The sequence below is a fragment of the Paraburkholderia sp. Ac-20342 genome (assembly GCF_017104985.1).
Classification (GTDB): domain Bacteria; phylum Pseudomonadota; class Gammaproteobacteria; order Burkholderiales; family Burkholderiaceae; genus Paraburkholderia.
The window spans coordinates 1-17,287 of sequence record NZ_JAAGPQ010000130.1 but is presented as its reverse complement, the minus strand read 5'-3'; the positions used below and the strand labels follow the sequence as shown (position 1 = coordinate 17,287).

Annotated in this window: 15 protein-coding genes; all 15 read right to left on the bottom strand. The window is 64.2% G+C overall.

The window, feature by feature from the left end:
• Positions 1 to 316: 316 nt before the first annotated feature.
• Positions 317 to 2,203, bottom strand: a complete 1,887-nt coding sequence (locus G3N58_RS31500) for a potassium transporter Kup (RefSeq protein WP_167044970.1) — start codon at positions 2,201 to 2,203, stop codon at positions 317 to 319.
• A gap of 339 nt (positions 2,204 to 2,542) precedes the next feature.
• A complete protein-coding gene (locus G3N58_RS31495; protein ID WP_167045359.1) occupies positions 2,543 to 3,115 on the bottom strand; it encodes a phosphoribosyltransferase in 573 nt (190 codons plus the stop codon).
• Between the two features lie 18 nt (positions 3,116 to 3,133).
• Positions 3,134 to 4,480, bottom strand: a complete 1,347-nt coding sequence (locus G3N58_RS31490) for an adenylosuccinate synthase (RefSeq protein WP_167044968.1) — start codon at positions 4,478 to 4,480, stop codon at positions 3,134 to 3,136.
• 264 nt (positions 4,481 to 4,744) lie between these two features.
• On the bottom strand, positions 4,745 to 5,896 hold the full coding sequence (locus G3N58_RS31485; RefSeq protein ID WP_206001127.1) for an ATP phosphoribosyltransferase regulatory subunit: 1,152 nt from the start codon (positions 5,894 to 5,896) through the stop codon (positions 4,745 to 4,747).
• A 274-nt stretch (positions 5,897 to 6,170) separates the two neighbouring features.
• Positions 6,171 to 6,362 (bottom strand): DUF2065 domain-containing protein, encoded by a 192-nt coding sequence (locus tag G3N58_RS31480; RefSeq protein ID WP_167044963.1) that lies wholly within the window; start codon positions 6,360 to 6,362, stop codon positions 6,171 to 6,173.
• A gap of 43 nt (positions 6,363 to 6,405) precedes the next feature.
• Positions 6,406 to 7,308, bottom strand: a complete 903-nt coding sequence (locus G3N58_RS31475; RefSeq protein WP_206001126.1) for a protease modulator HflC — start codon at positions 7,306 to 7,308, stop codon at positions 6,406 to 6,408.
• 12 nt (positions 7,309 to 7,320) lie between these two features.
• Positions 7,321 to 8,736, bottom strand: a complete 1,416-nt coding sequence (gene hflK, locus G3N58_RS31470) for an FtsH protease activity modulator HflK (RefSeq protein ID WP_206001125.1) — start codon at positions 8,734 to 8,736, stop codon at positions 7,321 to 7,323.
• Between the two features lie 49 nt (positions 8,737 to 8,785).
• A complete protein-coding gene (hflX, locus tag G3N58_RS31465) occupies positions 8,786 to 9,973 on the bottom strand; it encodes a GTPase HflX (protein ID WP_167044954.1) in 1,188 nt (395 codons plus the stop codon).
• Positions 9,974 to 10,031: 58 nt separating this feature from the next.
• Positions 10,032 to 10,268, bottom strand: coding sequence for an RNA chaperone Hfq (hfq, locus tag G3N58_RS31460; RefSeq protein ID WP_006051315.1), 237 nt, complete (start codon positions 10,266 to 10,268; stop codon positions 10,032 to 10,034).
• A 207-nt stretch (positions 10,269 to 10,475) separates the two neighbouring features.
• Positions 10,476 to 11,813, bottom strand: coding sequence for a ribosome biogenesis GTPase Der (gene der / locus G3N58_RS31455; protein WP_205990096.1), 1,338 nt, complete (start codon positions 11,811 to 11,813; stop codon positions 10,476 to 10,478).
• Positions 11,814 to 12,326: 513 nt separating this feature from the next.
• On the bottom strand, positions 12,327 to 13,472 hold the full coding sequence (gene bamB, locus G3N58_RS31450; RefSeq protein ID WP_206001124.1) for an outer membrane protein assembly factor BamB: 1,146 nt from the start codon (positions 13,470 to 13,472) through the stop codon (positions 12,327 to 12,329).
• Positions 13,473 to 13,550: 78 nt separating this feature from the next.
• A complete protein-coding gene (locus G3N58_RS31445; RefSeq protein ID WP_167044945.1) occupies positions 13,551 to 14,180 on the bottom strand; it encodes a tetratricopeptide repeat protein in 630 nt (209 codons plus the stop codon).
• A gap of 66 nt (positions 14,181 to 14,246) precedes the next feature.
• The gene (gene hisS / locus G3N58_RS31440; protein WP_167044942.1) at positions 14,247 to 15,584 is read right to left on the bottom strand and encodes a histidine--tRNA ligase; all 1,338 of its coding nucleotides are present in this window, start codon (positions 15,582 to 15,584) and stop codon (positions 14,247 to 14,249) included.
• Between the two features lie 21 nt (positions 15,585 to 15,605).
• Complete coding sequence (gene ispG, locus G3N58_RS31435) at positions 15,606 to 16,922, bottom strand: flavodoxin-dependent (E)-4-hydroxy-3-methylbut-2-enyl-diphosphate synthase (protein ID WP_167044939.1); 1,317 nt, start codon at positions 16,920 to 16,922, stop codon at positions 15,606 to 15,608.
• 85 nt (positions 16,923 to 17,007) lie between these two features.
• Positions 17,008 to 17,287 (bottom strand): DUF4115 domain-containing protein (locus tag G3N58_RS31430; RefSeq protein WP_206001123.1); only part of this gene is annotated, 280 nt, incomplete at its 5' end.

Genomic DNA, 17,287 nt, shown 5'->3' with positions numbered 1-17,287 from the left:
GCTTCAACCGCGGCGGCGCGGGACGCGGCGCGCCGCCGCGTTCGCGCGAACCGGAACCGTCGGGCGCAATGGCCGCGGCTTTCGCGAAGCTCAAGCAGAAGTAAGCAGGCGCAAGCCAGCGTACGAGGAGCATGACGAGTGGAGTGAGCGCGTCGGATCGACGGACGCGCTTCGCCCGACTCGCACCGCTCTTTGCGTAGTCGCAAGCGACGGGCAACTCGATGCCCGCATACTCGCGAACGACGCGCAGAAACAGAAAACCCACGCCATGCGTGGGTTTTCTGTTTGCGCTCCCGCCTGTCAGATACGGGATAAATCAGATCTCGATCTTCGTTCCCAATTCCACGACGCGGTTCGCCGGAATACTGAAGAAGTCCGTCGGCTTCGCGGCATTCTGATGCATCCACGCGAACACGCGTTCGCGCCACACCGACATGCCCGGCAATTGCGTCGGCACGACCGTTTCGCGCGCGAGGAAGAACGACGTGTCCATCAGCTCGAAGGTCATGTCGTGCGTGCGGCCGACGTCGAGCAGCACCGCCTTCACGTCCGGCGTTTCGTTGAAGCCGTAGGCTGCCTTCACGAGCCACAGGCCGCCCTCCATATCCCTGACCGTTACGCGCTCGGCATCGTTCACGTAGGGGATATCGCGCGTGACGAAAGTCAGGAAGATCGTGCGCTCGTGCAGCACCTTGTTGTGCTTGAGGTTGTGCAGCAGGCTCACCGGCACCAGCGAATCGCTGCCGGTCAGATAGATCGCAGTGCCCGACACGCGATGCGGCGGATGCGCGAGCAGCCCCTGCAGGAACGGCATCAGCGGAATACCGTCGGCGGCCGTGCGCTCCTTGACGAGCATGCGGCCCTTGAACCACGTCATCAGCAGGAAGAACAGCAGCGCGCCGATGCCGAGCGGCAGCCAGCCGCCCTCTTCGACCTTCAGCAGATTCGCGCCGAAGAAGCCCAGGTCGACCGCCATGAACACGGCGATGATGAGCGCGACGAGCAGCTTGTTCCAGTTCCACACGTTCACCATCACCACGCACGCGAGCACGGTCGTAATCACCATCGTGGCCGTCACCGCGATACCGTACGCGGCGGCGAGATTATCCGAGCTCTTGAACGCGATCACGATGCACAGGATGATGAAGAGCAGCATCCAGTTCACGACCGGTACATAGATCTGCCCGATCGCGAGGTCCGACGTGTGCAGGATCTTCATGCGCGGCACGTAGCCGAGCTGGATCGCCTGGCTCGTCAGCGAATACGCGCCCGAAATCACCGCCTGCGACGCGATCACGGTCGCCACCGTCGACAGCACGACGAGCGGCAGCAGCGCCCAGTCCGGCGCGAGCAGGAAGAACGGATTTTCGATGGCCTTCGCGTCGTGCATCAGCAGCGCGCCCTGGCCGAAGTAATTGAGCACCAGCGACGGCATCACGAGAATGTACCAGGCCATGCGGATCGGCTTCGCGCCGAAGTGGCCCATGTCCGCGTAGAGCGCCTCGGCGCCGGTCAGCACCAGCACGACCGAGCCGAGCACCACGTAGGCCTGCAGCACGTGCGCGGCCATGAACGTGTAGGCATAGTACGGATTGAGCGCGCGGATCACGCTCGGCGACTGGATGATGTGCCACAGGCCGAGCGCGGCCAGCACGATGAACCACAGCACCATGATGGGGCCGAACAGCCGGCCGACCGTGGCCGTGCCATGCCGCTGGATCCAGAACAGCACGATCAGGATCACGATCGTGAGCGGCAGCACCAGGTGTGACAGATGCGGCGCGGCAATCTCGAGACCCTCGACCGCCGAGATCACCGAAATGGCCGGTGTGATTACCGCGTCGCCATAAAACATGCAGGCGCCGAAGATGCCGAGCATCATCAGCAGGCCGGCCATCTTCGACTTCTGATCGAGCGAGCGCAACGCGAGCGCCATCAGCGCGAGCACGCCGCCTTCGCCGTTGTTGTCGGCCCGCATCACGAACAGCACGTACTTGATGCCGACCACGATCACGATCGCCCAGAACAGCAGCGAGATCACGCCGAGAATCGATTGATCGGTCAACGGAATGCCGTGCGACGGACTGAAAGCCTCTTTAAGCGAATACAACGGGCTTGTGCCGATGTCGCCGAACACCACTCCGATCGCGGCAATCGCAAGGGAAGACAGCGGCTGCTTGTGTGCGTGATTGTTATCTGTCATAGACGCGAGAGGATCCGTTCCCAGGCGGAAAAAACGACCGCTATTCTAAACTCCCCATCTGACGCCGCCCGCCTTGTTGTGGATACGCGACGTGGATGGTCCGCGCAGTGTAGCACTGCGATATGAACGCGTCTGCTGCATTGGGGATCATATGGCCGGCATCTCGCGCACCGGCTTCGCGATACGCTGAAGGATAGCCGACGCCGTGCCGCGCCCACAAAAAAAACGGAGCCCGGCTGGGCTCCGTTTTCTGAATACGGCGATGAACACGGCGATGAACACTGGATGAAAACCGCGCGATACACGAATGTAAAACACGTGTAAGGCGCGGGATAGGCATCACTGGCCCGACGACTCCTGCGCCTGCGCAATGCCGCGCTTGATCCACGCACCGAGGTTATGCGGACGCACCGTGTCCCATTCCTCGAACGGCTGATGAATCCACGGGTTCGTGGCCAGGTACTGCACGTGATAGTCGGGCTTCACCTTCGAGCAGCCCTTGTACCACAGCACGGCCGAGCGCACCGCGGTGATGGCCGGATAGCGCTCCTTCAGATGCTGCTGCACGCGTGCGAGCGTGACGCCCGAATCGACGAGGTCGTCGACGAGCAGCACATTGCCCTGCAGTTCGCCGCGCGTCATCGTGATGTATTGCGCGATGTCGAGTTCGCCCTGCTCCGTGCCGGCCGCTTCGCGATACGAACTCGTGGCGAGAATCGCCAGCGGCAGATCGTAGATGCGCGAGAGCTGGTCGCCGACGCGCAGGCCGCCGCGCGCAAGGCACAGGATCTTGTCGAACTTCCAGCCCGACTCGTGCACGGTCAGCGCGAGCAGTTCGATCAGCCGGTGATACTCGTCCCAGCCGACCCACAGGTTCTTCTCGTCGTTACGCGGATCTTTCATCGCGATCATCGGTACGCCCTGCATGACTCAAACCTTGAACGGGTGACGCAACAGAATCGTTTCTTCGCGATCCGGACCGGTGGAAACCATGTCGATAGGAATACCGGCGACTTCCTGCACGCGCGAGAGATACGCGCGCGCGTTGGCCGGCAGCTTGTCCCATTCCTTGATGCCGACCGTGCTTTCCTTCCAGCCCGCGAAGATTTCGTAGACGGGCACGCAGCGCGCGACTTCGGTCGCGCCGCGCGGCAGCAGATCGACGTTCTGGCCGTCGACCGTGTAGCCGACGCACAGCTTCACTTCATCGAGGCCGTCGAGCACGTCGAGCTTGGTCATGCACAGGCCCGAGACGCCGTTGATCTGGATCGAGCGGCGCAGCGCGGCGACGTCGAGCCAGCCGGTGCGGCGCGGACGGCCCGTGACCGAGCCGAATTCCTTGCCGACGGTGGCGAGTTCGAGGCCGATCGGGTCCTGACGCGAGGCGTTGTCGGCGTCGTACAGTTCGCTCGGGAACGGACCCGAACCGACGCGCGTGCAGTACGCCTTCGTGATGCCGAGAATGTAGTTCAGTTTTTGCGGACCGACGCCCGCGCCGGCAGTCGCCGCACCCGCGACGCAGTTGCTCGACGTGACGAACGGATAGGTGCCGTGGTCGATATCGAGCAGCGTGCCCTGCGCGCCTTCGAACAGCAGATTGCCGCCGTTGGCGTTGACGTCGTAGAGACGGCGCGACACGTCGGTGACCATCGGCTTCAGACGGTCGGCGTAGCTCAGCATCGTGTCGAGCGTTTGCTGGAAGTCGACTGCGGCGGCGCCGAGGTACTGCGTGAGCACGAAGTTGTGATAGTCGAGGTTTTCGCGCAGACGCTCGGAAAACGCTTGCGGATCGAACAGGTCCTGCACGCGCAGGCCACGGCGCGCGACCTTGTCTTCGTAGGCCGGGCCGATGCCGCGGCCGGTCGTGCCGATCTTGCCCGCGCCGCGGCGCGCTTCGCGGCCCTGGTCGATCGCGATGTGGTACGGCAGGATCAGCGTGGTGGCTTCGGAAATGAACAGACGTTTCTGAACGTCGATGCCGGCGGCTTCGAGCTCGCCGATTTCCTTGAACAGCGCTTCCGGCGACAACACGACGCCATTGCCGATGTAGCACGCGACGCCGGGATGCATGATGCCCGACGGAATCAGACGCAAGATGGTTTTCTTGCCGCCGATGATAAGCGTGTGACCGGCATTGTGACCGCCCTGGAAGCGAACGACGCCTTGAGCGTGGTCCGTCAGCCAGTCGACGATCTTGCCCTTGCCTTCATCACCCCACTGGGTACCCACGACGACGACGTTGCGCCCGGGGTTCACATTCACTGCGCTGGCAGACATGTTGTTTCGTAAGCTGGTTAAAAACGTATTCTACCTAGGTTCGCGGAAGCTTCCGGAATTTTTCCGTTTCCGCTCAACGGCATGCACGTTATGTTGAGTATGGGGAAAGTTGCGCGGCAGCTTGCAGCGGCCTTGCCGCTGCCGGGTTCTGGCGGCGGCTTCGCCGCCCTGTGGCGCACGCGGGGACGAGCCCTGGACAGGTCTGGCCGGCACGCACCCAGGCGACGGCTCTCGGGCGCCGCCCAGGTACGGCTCAGGTATGCCTCAAGCGCGCGGTTCGACAACCCAGGCGCCGTTGCGCTCGACCAACATGCGATCGAATGCGAATTCATCGAGATCGTGCTTGTGGCCAGGCAGCGCCTGGATCACGACTTCGCCCGTATCGCGCAGCGCAGCGACCGCGACACGCAGCGCCTCGTCATGCCGCCACGGCGCGAGGATCGCGCTGCTGCGCGCTTCGATCGGCGAGATGCGCGCGACTTCGCGCAGATCGAGCGAGAAGCCGGTTGCCGCGCGCGCGCGGCCATAGGCCTGGCCGACGTGGTCGTAACGGCCGCCGCGCGCGACCGCGTTCGGCACGCCGTCCACGTAGGCGGAAAACATCACGCCGCTGTGATACGCGTAGCCGCGCAGATCGGCGAGATCGATCATCACTTCGGCGCCCTCGACCTGGCTCGCGAGGAACGCGAGGTCGTCGAGCGCGCGGGCGATGGCCGGCGAGTTCGGCAGACGCGCGCGCGCTTCCTCGAGCACCGACGCGTCGCCGTACAACGTGGGCAGCGCGCGCAGCGCGTCGCGAATCACCGGCGAGAATTGCGCCGTCATCTCGACGAGACGCGGCACGTCCTTGCCCGCGAGCGCGTCGTAGAGCGTCTGGCCCAGGGCTTGCGCGGCCGGCTCGGCTTCGATCAGCGCGGCGAGCACGCCTGCATGGCAGAGGTCGAGGCGCACTTTGTCGAGACCGGCAAGACGCAGTGCGTCGAGCATCAGTTGCTGGATTTCGAGGTCCGCTTCGAGACCGGCATGACCGTAGATTTCCGCGCCGATCTGGATCTGCTCGCGCGTCGCATGCAGACCGCGCGGCCGCGTATGCGCGACATTGCCCGCATAGCACAGGCGCGTGACGCCCTGACGGTTCAGCAGATGCGCATCGATACGCGCGACCTGCGGCGTGATGTCGGCGCGCAGGCCGAGCGTGCGGCCGGACAGCTGATCGACGAGCTTGAAGGTGCGCAGGTTCAGATCGTGGCCGCCGCCGCTCAGGAGCGACTCGAGGTATTCGAGCAGCGGCGGCATGACCATCTCGTAGCCGTACGAGCGAAAACGATCGAGCAGATGACGCCGCAATTCTTCGATCTTGCGGGCCTCCGACGGCAGCACGTCGGCAATATTCTCGGGAAGCAACCAGGTCGACATCGATACAGTCCTACGGCGTTGAACACGGCGTCTTGAAACGCCGGGTAAGTGAGTGTGAATGGCGTCCAGCGGCTCGATTCTGGCGGCTGGGGCAAGCGTTCGGGCGGTGCTCGGCGGCCCCCCGTCATGTCCCTCGTTAGGTCCCTTAGCGCGCCCGTTTCGCAAGCACGTGAAGAATCGACGGGGCGGCGGCATGGCCGGCGTGCGAAGCTGACGCGCCGCGTTTCGTGCGCCGCCGCTCGCGCGGCAGACGTCCCGCAAAACTTCCGTTACTTCAGGTCGCGATAAGCAGCAGGATCAGCCCGAGCAGCATCACGATGAGTCCGCCGACACGAATGTGATGCGGCGGCCGCTCCGCTATTTTACGGAACGTGTCGCGCCAGGCGGCCGGAAAAACGAAGGGAAACATGCCTTCGATAATCAGCATCAAGGCGATCGCGAGCAGTAACGAGCCGGCTATGTCCATGCGAATGAAGTGGCCGCGATGCGGATGCCGCGGCCTTCGGTAATCAGCGTTTGCGGGGCGGCGCGGCAGCGTCCGGAGCGGCGCCGCCACTCGGGCTGCGCATGAAGCGGAAGAACTCGCTGTTCGAATCGACCACGATCAGATCGCCCGGCTTGAAGGTCTTCCGGTACGCCTGCATGCTCAGATAGAACTGGTAGAACTGCGGGTCCTTGTTGAACGCCTCGGCGGCGATTTCCGCGGCCTTCGCATCGCCTTCGCCGCGAATGCCCTGCGCCTGCGCAAGACCGTCCGCGAGCACCGCCTGCTGCTTCGCGAGCGCGTCCGCGCGGATCTGGTCCGCTTGCGCCGTGCCCTTCGCGCGTTCGTCGGCTGCGGCCTGTTCGCGTGCGGCAATCATGCGCTTGAAGACCGAGTCGGCCATGGCCGCCGGAAAATCCACGCGCGTGAGCTGCACGTCCACCACCGACACGCCGAACGATGCCGCGCCCTTATCGAGCGCGCCGCGCGCCTCGTCGGCGACGGCCTGCTGTTTGGCAAGCGCATCGGACAGCGTGAACTTGCCGAAGGCGTCGCCGAGCGCGCCGCGCGACAGCAGCGCGAGCCGGTCCGGCAGGCTTTGCACGTCGCCCTTCGTTTCGGCGACCAGCTTGAGCGGATCGGTCACGCGAAACTTGATGACCGGGTTGACGAGCAGTTCGGTTTTATCCGACGTGACGTAATGATCTTCGTCCGGCGCGTCGAGCGACTGGATGCGATTGTCGACGAGCGTGACCGTTTGCAGCGGCGGCGGCAGCTTGACGTGCAGGCCCGGGCCAAGCAGGGTGGGCGCCGCGTCGCCGCGCGCAGACAGCACGGCCATATGGCGTTGATCGACGACGAATACCATCGACGAAGCCGCGAGCAGCACGATGACGACCGCGACGACGAGCGCAATGATTCTGTTCATGTATCGCGCTCCTTATTGAACGTCGTCTTCGCGCATGCGATTGCGGAAGGCTTCGCGCGAACGCAGCGACACACCGGCGGCCCGGCTCGCGGGCGTGGCCGCGGCGGCAGGGGAAGCTGGAGAAGCTGGCGAAGCCGCCGGGGTATCGGCCGAGGCGCCGGTATCGGCCGGAGCCGAGGCAGCCGAAGCGGCGGCCCCATCCGCCGCGCTCGCCGCCGGCGGCGCGCTCGCAGCGGTGGCGGCCGAAGCGGCTGCAGCCGCTGCCTGGCGTTCGCGGTTCTGTTCGACCAGTCTGTCGAGCGGCAGATACAGCACGTTGTTGCCGTTCTTCGCGTCGACGAACACCTTGGTCGCATTCGAATAAATCTGCTGCATGGTTTCCATGTACAGGCGGAAGCGCACCACGGCAGGCGCCTTCGAGTATTGCGCGTAGACCTGCCCGAAGCGCTCGGCCTCGGCCTGCGCCTGCGCCACCGTATTCTGGCTATAGGTTTTCGCGTCCTCGATCTGACGCGCGACGTCGGCTTGCGCGCGCGGCAGCAGATCGGCCGCATAGGCCTCGGCATCGCGTTTCGCGCGCTCGTTTTCGTCGCGCACGCGAGCGGCGTCTTCGAACGCGGACTGCACCTGCTCGGGCACCTGCACGCTCTGGATCGTCACGCCCGTCACGGCGAGACCGGACTCGTACTGGTCGAGCGATTGCTGGATCGCGGCCATCAACTGCTGACGCAATGTTTCGCGATCCTGAGCGAGGAGATCGGCGGTGCTCTGCGCGCCGACGATGCCGCGCACCGTCGCCTGCGCGGCATACGCCACGCTCTGGTCGGGATCGACACCGCGAAAGAGGAAGTCGGTCGGCTTGCGCACCTGGTATTGCACCGCAAAGCGCACGTCGACGATATCGCCGTCGTGCGTGAGCATCGCCGCGTCCTTCACGTTCGCGAGACGCACCACGTTGCTGCGGCCGATCTCGATCTGGCGGATCTGCCCGACGTTGACGAACTCGTGCGCTTCGAACGGATACGGCAGACGCCAGTGCACGCCCTGCCCCGCAGTATAGCGATACTTGCCGAACTGCATGACGACGGCGGCCTGACCGTCCTGCACGACGAATACGCCGCTGCCGAGATAGATCGCGATCAGCACGCCGATCACGATGCCGACGCCGATGCGTGCGCCACGCCCGTTGTCCGGACGGCCGCCGCCGACACCGCCGCCCTTGCGGCCGAACATCCGGCTCAAGCGGCGGTTGAAATCGCGCCACATTTCGTCGAGATCGGGCGGACCTTCACCGTCGCGAGCCGGACGCTTTGGATCGTTCGGACGCTGCCGGTCGCCATTGCCGTCGCCCCGGCCCCAACGCGGATCGTTCAGTGAAAGCAAGGCGCGCATACGCAGCCAGATACTCCGCTCGTTGTAATCGTTCACCTGTGTTCGTTCACCAGAGTAGACAGCGGATCAGTGCAATTGGAACGGGTCAGTGCCCGAGTTCTGGAATCTTGTGGTTCTCGCGCGGTTCTGTCGTACGGATGTCTTCCGACGGGTCGAACGGCATGTCGGCAAGCGGTTCGGCTGTAGCGATTTCAGCGATGGCGGCGCGCAACGTATCAAGCCCCTGCCCCGTGCGCGCGCTCAAAAAGACGCGCGAAATATTACCATACTCGTCCCGCTCGACCGCCTCGCCACGGGCCGCCAGCTCGGGCACCGCGTCGATCTTGTTGAACACGAGCACCTGCCGGACCGTATCCGCGCCGATCGCGTGCAGCACCTCGTTGACCTGGTCGATCTGGTCGAGCCGCACCGCGCTCGACGCATCGACCACGTGCAGCAGCAGATCGGCGTGAATGGTTTCCTCGAGCGTCGCGCGAAACGCCGCGACCAGCTGGTGCGGCAATTCGCGAATGAAGCCGACCGTGTCGGACACGACGACCTGCCCCGCTTCGTCGCCGAGATAGACGCGCCGCGAAGTCGTGTCGAGCGTCGCGAACAGCTGGTCGGCCGCGTACGCCTGCGCCTTGGTCAGCGCGTTGAAGAGCGTGGACTTGCCCGCGTTCGTATAGCCCACGAGCGACACCGACATCGTCTGGTTGCGATTGCGCGCGCGACGCTGCGTGCCATGCTGGCGGCGCAGCTTGTCGAGACGGATCTTGAGCGCCTTGATGCGCTCGCCGATCAGCCGGCGGTCGGTTTCGAGCTGCGTTTCGCCGGGGCCGCGCAAACCGATACCGCCCTTCTGGCGTTCGAGGTGGGTCCACGCGCGAATCAGCCGGGTCGACAGATATTGCAACTGCGCGAGTTCGACCTGCAGCTTGCCTTCGTGGCTGCGGGCGCGCTGCGCAAAAATATCGAGGATGAGACTCGTGCGATCGACCACGCGCCGGTTAAGCGCCCGCTCCAGATTGCGCTGCTGCGCAGGCGCCAGAGCATGGTTGAAGATCACGAGTTCGATGTCGTTCGCTTCGCACGCAAGGCGCAGTTCTTCCGCCTTGCCGCTGCCGACGAACATCTTCGCGTCGGGACTGGAACGGCGTCCGGTGAGGGTGACTACGGGATTCGCGCCCGCGCTTTGCGCGAGCAGGCTGAGTTCTTCGAGACTGGCTTCGAAATCGATCTTGCCGAAGTCGATGCCAACAAGCGCTGCATTGATCAAATTGGAGGGTATCAAAATGACGCGGCCGGAAGAGAATCGCCAACGGGCGACATCGTGCCGGCCGCGGCGAGGGTTAGGACTGTTCGGAATCCGGGTGGAAATTCACCGGACGGGCCGGCACGACTGTCGAGATAGCGTGCTTGTAGACCATCTGGGTGACCGTATTCCGGAGCAACACGACGTACTGGTCGAACGATTCGATGTTCCCTTGAAGCTTGATGCCGTTGACCAGATAGATCGACACCGGCACATGCTCTTTACGCAGTGCGTTCAAAAACGGGTCTTGTAACAATTGCCCTTTGTTGCTCATAGCAAACTCCGTATTTTTTTGCAGGTTGACTGAATTGGCGACGAAGAAAAAGAGATCCGCCACCAACCGCTACACTATAGCTGATTTTCATTTCCACGCGCGGCGCCCGGCCATTCGGCCAAACCCAGCACGCACGCGGGTTTCAGGCTCTGCTCCCGGCTTCGCGGCGAGGCCTGGCTCCGGCTCGCCGCGAGACCCGGCGTTCTTTTAGCCTTTGTCCGCGTAAGGGTTCGTCGAGGATCTGAACTCTATTCGCAATGGAGTGCCCATCAGCTTGAAAGTTTCCCTGAAGCGGTTTTCCAGGTAGCGCTTATAGGTATCGGTAATCGCATCGAGCGCATTGCCGTGAATCACGATGATCGGCGGATTCTGGCCGCCCTGGTGCGCGTAACGCAGCTTCGGACGCACCGGCCCGCGACGGCGCGGCTGCTGGAATTCGACCGCCTCGATCAGCGCGCGCGTCAGTTTCGGCGTCGGCAGCTTCGACATCGCGGCCGTGTAGGCGTCGTCGACCGAGCGCATCAGCGGCCCGATTCCGGTTTTTTCCGCGGCGGAAATGAAATGGAATTTGGCGAAGTCGAGAAATTTTAGTTTGCGCTCGAGATCGCCCTTGGTGCGCTCGCGCACATGCGGATCGAGGCCGTCCCATTTGTTCACGCCGACCACGAGCGCACGGCCCTGCTCGACGACGAAACCGGCGATGTGCGCGTCCTGGTCCGAGATATCCTGGCGCGCGTCGAGCAGCAGGATCACGACGTTCGCGTCCGAGATCGATTGCAGCGTCTTCACGACCGAGAACTTTTCGATCGCTTCGAACACCTTGCCGCGGCGGCGCAAACCGGCCGTGTCGATCAGCGTGTACGGCTTGCCGTTGCGCTCGAAGTCGACATAGATCGAATCGCGCGTGGTGCCCGGCATGTCGAACGCGATCACGCGCTCCTCGCCGACCAGCGCGTTGATCAGCGTCGACTTGCCGACGTTCGGCCGGCCGACGATCGCGATCTTCACGCCGCGCGCTTCCTTGCCTTCCTCGCTCTCTTCGGGCTGACCGGCGTAGGCGACTGCGAGCGCCTCGTCGATCATGTCGGTAACACCATCGCCGTGCGCCGCCGAAATCGCGCGCGGGTCGCCGAGGCCGAGCTCGTAGAAATCGGCGGCGACGTTGGTGTACTTCATGCCCTCGGCCTTGTTGACGACGAGGAAGATCGGCCGGCCGACCTTGCGCAGATAGTCGGCAATCGACTTGTCCTGCGGCGCGAGGCCGTTGCGGCCGTCGACGATGAACACGACCACGTCCGATTCCTCGACCGCCTGGCGCGTTTGCCGCGCCATCTCGTGCAGGATGCCGTCCTTCGCGACCGGCTCGAAGCCGCCGGTGTCGACGACCAGATACGGCCGCTCGCCGGTGCGCCCTTCGCCATAGTGACGATCGCGCGTGAGACCTGGCAGATCGGCAACCAGTGCGTCACGCGAGCGCGTGAGGCGGTTGAACAGCGTGGATTTCCCCACATTGGGGCGCCCGACGAGGGCAATAACGGGTTTCATCAGATATTGTTCACGGTGAAACGCGGGATCGGAGCCGATCGCACGCGTAGCGACGTCAGGCCGCCGCGCGGCGGCGTTTTGACGAAATTATCACGAATTCAGCCAGCTCCGGATGTGCGTTCGATAGGCGCATCCGGGCGGACGGCGGTGGGCTGCGGGCGGCACCAGGGAGCCGCCGGATTCAGACTTCGCTGCGCAACGGCTCGCCTGCGCATGCGATCGCGCTCTTCTTCACGATGCCGCAAAAAAGGCGCGCGAGCCACCGCGCATGACGAGCGGGACAGCTTCCGATCCGACTTGCCGGACCAGCCCGTCCGGCGGATTTCTTCTTTTGAGTCTGCGCGAGCAACCCGGCAAACAGACCGATCCATCGACCCAAGGCGCCCGACACTCGCCAGCACGTTCAGGCGCCGGTTCAAACCTCGCTTTTCAGCCAGATTCCCAGCCCGACTCTCAGTTAAAACGCGCGCGGCCGGCAAAACCGGCCTGCGCGCCAAACAGCATGCCCTGCGATCAGCGCGGGCGGAAACCGAACAGGCCGCCGTCGCGTGTCTGCACGACCAGCGTGTCGCCGGCCAGCACCGGCGCCGCGCTAATTGCGCTGCCGTCGGTCTTCATGCGCGCGACGAGCGTGCCATCGGCGTTCGACAGAAAGTGCACGTAACCCTGGTAGTCGCCGAATACGGCCGCGCGGCCGAGCAGCATCGGCACGCTCAGATCGCGGTTCTTCAGCGACTCGTTCTTCCACAGCACCGAGCCATTACTCCCGTCGAACGCGGAGACGACCGACCAGTCGTCGGCGGCGACCACGCTGCGATCATCCTGCGCGAGGCCGCTCGTGCTCGAGAATGCCTTGCTCCATAGCGAGCGGCCCGAGTTCGCGTCGAAACAGCCAATCTGGCCCTGGAACGTCACCGCACAGGTCTGCGAGCCGACCAGCGTGGGCGGGCCGGTCACGTCGTTGATGCGCTCCACTTCGGTCACGCCCTTCGGATACGACACCGGCGTTTGCCAGTAGTTGTCGCCGGTTTGCAGATTGATCGCCGAGAACGAGCCGCCCGGGAAACCGGCCAGCACCGCCGCGTCGCCCGCGAACGTCATGCCCGACGACACGCGCAGGTTGAGCGGCACCGCGCGGTTGCGGTAGTTCCATTTCTGCTCGCCCGTTTGCCCGTTGAACGCGACGATCTGACCGTCGACCGTGCGCACGATCACGAGGCCGTTGCCGACCAGCGGCGGCGAAATGATCTCGCCGGGAGCCTTGGCGGTCCACAGTTCCTTGCCGTCCGCGCCGAGCACGTACACGTCGCCCTTCAGGCCGCCGACCGCCGTCAGCGTGCCGTCGCTGCCGACGCCCGCCGAGAGGTCGTCGTGCAGCTTGGTGCGCCACACGTCCTTGCCGGTTTGCGCGTCGATCTTCGCGACGGTGCCGTTCGCGCCGGCGGCGTACACGGCATTGCCGACCGCGACCGGCGAGAACAGGTAACGGCCCGCCTTGCCCACACTCGCCGACCAGGACTGCTGCACGTCGAGCACAGGCTTGAACTCGGTGAGCGGCGTCGGCACACGGCGCACGTCTTTCGTGGATGAGCAAGCCGCCAGCGAGAGAACGGCCATCGCACAGATAACGGGCACAGCGTAACGTTTCAGCAGATTCATCGGTGGACGAAGCATTCAGGAGATTAATTAAAGGAAACCGTCTTGCGGTCGTGGCTCATGGCGCGTCGCGCAAGACGCTCAGCCGCCGAGCGCATCGAGCTTGAACTGGATCAACTGGCGCGCCGAACTGTCGCTCTTCGACAGCGAGTCGAGCGCGATCTTGTAGGCCGCGCGCGCATCGTCGTGCTTGCCTTGAGCAGCGAGCAGATCGCCGCGGCGGTCCGCCACGATACCCTTGAAGGCATCCGACTGCGGCTCGGCGAGCAGCGCGAGACCCTGGTCGTAAGCCTTGTCGTCGAGCAGCAGCGAAGCCATGCGCAGTTTCGCGATCTGCTTGAACTCGTCGTCCTTCGCGTGATCGATGGTCCATTGCAGTTGCGCCTTCGCGCCAGCTTCGTCGCCGGCCGCGTAGAGCGCCTTGGCTGCACCGAGCGCGGTCATCTGCGCGTAAGCGGTGCGGCCGAACTTGTCTTCCATGTCGGCGGCCACGCGGGTGACCTTGTCCTTGTCGCCCGCTGCCACGGCCTGCTGCACCTGGTCATACAGCACCGCGGCTTGCGCTGCCTCACGTCGCTGCCAGAAATTCCAGCCGTTCCAGCCCGCACCCGCCAACAATACCGCCAGCACGATCCACGTGGTCGCGTTGCCCCACTGATTCCACCATGCCTTCAGACTTTCAATCGATTCTTGTTCGTCGTGGTAACTCATCGCCCGGCGATTTCCTCTTTCTTGCTACGTGTTCGTGTCGAGCCAGCCGGCCCGACGACATCGCGATCAGTCGTCGCCGTCTTCGGCGGTTGCAACCATCGCATTGATTAGATATTCGGTCAAGTCTTCGGCCAGCACGTTCTGTTGCTCGTTCTTACCGCCGTTGGACGTATCGCGCAGCGGTTTCACGCCGACCGTGCCGTTGGCGATCTCGTCTTCGCCGAGCACGACCGCGAACGCGGCGCCGCTCGCGTCGGCGCGCTTCATCTGCGACTTGAAGCTCGCCGACTGGCCGTCCGCGCTGCAATGCAGGATCACGTCGAGGCCGGTATCGCGCAGACGCTCAGCGATGATGAAGGCCTGCTCGCGCGCCGCGTCGCCCTGATGGACCATGTACACGTCGCAGCCCTCGTCTTCGGGCACGAGGTTCTCTTCCTTCAGCAGTTCGAGAATGCGCTCGACGCCCATCGCCCAGCCGCACGCCGCCGTCGGCTTGCCGCCCAGCTGCTCGATCAGCGGATCGTAGCGGCCGCCCGCCGCGACCGTGCCTTGCGCGCCGAGCTTGTCGGTGACCCACTCGAACACGGTCAGATTGTAGTAATCGAGACCGCGCACGAGACGCGGGTTGATCGTGAACGGCAGATTGTTCGCTTTCAGCAGACGCTGCAGGCCTTCGAAGTGCGCGCGCGATTCTTCGCCGAGAAAATCGATCAGTTTCGGCGCGTTCTGCGCGACTTCCTGCAACGCCGGGTTCTTCGTATCGAGCACGCGCAGCGGGTTCGTGTAGAGACGGCGTTTCGCGTCTTCGTCGAGCACGTCCATGTGCTTTTCGAGGTACGCGATCAGTTCGACGCGATGCGCGGCGCGCTCTTCAGCAAGGCCGAGCGAGTTGATTTCGAGCTTGATGCCGGTGAGGCCGAGGTCGTCCCACAGGCGCTGGCACATCATGATGATTTCCGCGTCCGCGTCCGGACCCGCGAAGCCGAGCGCCTCGACGCCGACCTGATGGAACTGCCGATAACGGCCGCGCTGCGGACGCTCGTGACGGAACATCGGGCCGACGTACCACAGGCGCTTCGGACCGTCGTACAGCATGTTGTGCTCGATCGACGCACGCACGACCGCCGCCGTGTTTTCCGGGCGCATGGTCAGGTTTTCGCCGTTCAATGCGTCGGTAAAGCTGTACATCTCTTTTTCGACGATGTCGGTCACCTCACCGATACCGCGCGTGAACAGCTGCGTATGCTCGACGATCGGCGTGCGGATATTCTGGTATCCGTACGAACGCAGCATCGACTTGACGGTGGTTTCGAAAAATTCCCAGAGCCCGGCTTCCTGCGGCAGGATGTCGTTCATGCCCTTCACACCGGACAGCTTCTCGAGCTTTTTCTTCTGTTCAGTCATCTGTATTTCGATCGCCGCTATTTAGTTGAGCGCGTCGGCGCGGCCATAACGGCGCTCGACGTAGTCGCTCACGATTTGCTGGAATTCTTGCGCGATGTTCTCGCCGCGCAGCGTCTTCACCTTCTCGCCGTCGATGAACACCGGCGCGGCCGGGTTTTCGCCGGAGCCCGGCAGGCTGATGCCGATATTGGCCTGCTTCGACTCGCCCGGGCCGTTGACGATGCAGCCCATCACCGCGACGTGCATCTGTTCGACGCCGGGATACTGGTCGCGCCACACCGGCATCTGCTGACGCAGATAGGTCTGGATCTGCGAGGCGAGTTCCTGGAACAGCGTGCTCGTGGTGCGGCCGCAGCCGGGGCACGCGATCACCATCGGCGTGAACGAACGCAGCCCCATGGTCTGCAGGATTTCCTGGCCGACGATCACTTCGCCGGTGCGCGACGCGCCCGGTTCCGGTGTCAGCGAAATACGGATCGTGTCGCCAATGCCCTGCTGCAGCAGAACCGACAGCGCCGCCGTCGACGCGACAATGCCCTTCGAGCCCATGCCCGCTTCGGTCAGGCCCAGATGCAGCGCGAAGTCGCAGCGGCGCGCGAGTTCGCGGTACACCGCGATCAGGTCCTGCACGCCGCTGACCTTGCACGACAGGATGATCTGGTCGCGCCCGAGGCCGAGTTCGACCGCGCGTTCGGCCGAGCCGATCGCCGACTGGATCAGCGCTTCGTACATCACGCTTTGCGCTTCCCACGGCGTGGCGCGCGAGCCGTTCTCGTCCATCATCTTCGCGAGCAGGTCCTGGTCGAGACTGCCCCAGTTCACGCCGATGCGAACCGGCTTGTCGTACTTGACCGCCGCCTCGATCATTTGCGCGAACTGCGTGTCGCGCTTCGCGCCGTGCCCGACGTTGCCCGGGTTGATGCGGTACTTCGACAGCGCTTCCGCACAGCCAGGATAGTCGCGCAGCAACAGATGGCCGTTGTAATGGAAGTCGCCGACGAGCGGCACCATCACGCCCATACGGTCGAGCTGCTCGCGGATCGCCGGCACGGCCGCCGCCGCTTCTGGTGTGTTCACCGTGATGCGCACCAGTTCCGAGCCGGCCTGCGCCAGCTCCTTGATCTGGATCGCGGTGCCGATCGCGTCGGCGGTGTCGGTGTTGGTCATCGACTGCACGCGCACGGGCGCGTCGCCGCCGATGGTGACGAGCTGGCCGCCCCAACGGACGTTGACCGCGTGCGACTTGCGCCGCATCGCGGAACCGCCGAACACCGGCTCGTCTGAAACGATCTTGCTACTGGATTGGGATTGAGCTTCGGATTGCATCGAAAAACCCATTTACGCCGCACACGCTACGCAAAAACGCAGCGCCTGAATTGAAAAAGCGCCGCGGCCCGGTTGGCCGCGGCGCACACCGTATCTGTCAAGGCAACGCAAAACGCGCCACGTTGCCCCTGGCTGCCGCATATTTCGCCGGATCGACAGGCTGACCGTCGAGCGTCAGCGATTCGAGACCAGCCTTGTTGCCGACCGTCACCTTGAACGGCGCAACACCCGTCACCTGCTTCGGGTCCCCCGCATGCACGAGACCGGAGAACAGTTCCTTGCCGTCCTTGTCGCGCACGCTGAACCAGCTATCCTGGGTTACGCGCAGCGCGACGACCGCTTCGCCCGGCGCGGGCGCCACGGCCAGCGCCGATGCA

Bases quoted from the DNA above. Each gene is read 5' to 3' on its own strand.
- G3N58_RS31475 (WP_206001126.1), bottom strand. From the start codon at position 7,308: ATGAACAGAATCATTGCGCTCGTCGTCGCGGTCGTCATCGTGCTGCTC.
- G3N58_RS31490 (WP_167044968.1), bottom strand. From the start codon at position 4,480: ATGTCTGCCAGCGCAGTGAATGTGAACCCCGGGCGCAACGTCGTCGTC.
- G3N58_RS31480 (WP_167044963.1), bottom strand. From the start codon at position 6,362: ATGGACATAGCCGGCTCGTTACTGCTCGCGATCGCCTTGATGCTGATT.
- hfq (WP_006051315.1), bottom strand. From the start codon at position 10,268: ATGAGCAACAAAGGGCAATTGTTACAAGACCCGTTTTTGAACGCACTG.
- G3N58_RS31500 (WP_167044970.1), bottom strand. From the start codon at position 2,203: ATGACAGATAACAATCACGCACACAAGCAGCCGCTGTCTTCCCTTGCG.
- bamB (WP_206001124.1), bottom strand. From the start codon at position 13,472: ATGAATCTGCTGAAACGTTACGCTGTGCCCGTTATCTGTGCGATGGCC.
- der (WP_205990096.1), bottom strand. From the start codon at position 11,813: ATGAAACCCGTTATTGCCCTCGTCGGGCGCCCCAATGTGGGGAAATCC.
- G3N58_RS31495 (WP_167045359.1), bottom strand. From the start codon at position 3,115: ATGATCGCGATGAAAGATCCGCGTAACGACGAGAAGAACCTGTGGGTC.
- hisS (WP_167044942.1), bottom strand. From the start codon at position 15,584: ATGACTGAACAGAAGAAAAAGCTCGAGAAGCTGTCCGGTGTGAAGGGC.
- G3N58_RS31485 (WP_206001127.1), bottom strand. From the start codon at position 5,896: ATGTCGACCTGGTTGCTTCCCGAGAATATTGCCGACGTGCTGCCGTCG.
- ispG (WP_167044939.1), bottom strand. From the start codon at position 16,922: ATGGGTTTTTCGATGCAATCCGAAGCTCAATCCCAATCCAGTAGCAAG.
- G3N58_RS31445 (WP_167044945.1), bottom strand. From the start codon at position 14,180: ATGAGTTACCACGACGAACAAGAATCGATTGAAAGTCTGAAGGCATGG.